The following is a 382-nucleotide window of genomic DNA, read 5'->3' on the forward strand; positions in this document are numbered from 1 at the left end:
ATTACTGAGGGCGCAGGTCAAAAGTATCTCATTCAGCATAGTGCGGGTTCGGGTAAGTCTAACTCTATCGCATGGACAGCGCATCAGCTATCCACCTTGTACAACAGCGACGGCGATGAGCAGTTTGACTCAGTTATCGTCATCACTGACCGTACCGTACTTGATGATCAGTTGCAGGATACCATTTATCAGTTTGAACATGCTGATGGTGTGGTGGGTAAGATCAATAGAAAAGAGGGTGACGGCTCAAAGTCTGAGCAGCTTGCCGAAGCATTGGTCAACTCCCAGCCGATTATTATCGTCACTATCCAAACCTTTCCCTTTGTACTCAAAGCTATCGAAGATTCTAGTGTGCTTAAGTCGCGCCGTTATGCCATTATTG

1 protein-coding gene is annotated in these 382 nt (G+C 46.6%); it reads left to right on the top strand.

Annotation, left to right across the window (positions count from 1 at the left end):
- The coding region (locus BTV99_RS12805; RefSeq protein WP_143507200.1) for a DEAD/DEAH box helicase family protein at nt 1-382 on the top strand (382 nt) is incomplete at both ends.

The sequence above is a fragment of the Psychrobacter sp. Rd 27.2 genome (genome assembly GCF_001921755.1).
Classification (GTDB): domain Bacteria; phylum Pseudomonadota; class Gammaproteobacteria; order Pseudomonadales; family Moraxellaceae; genus Psychrobacter; species Psychrobacter celer.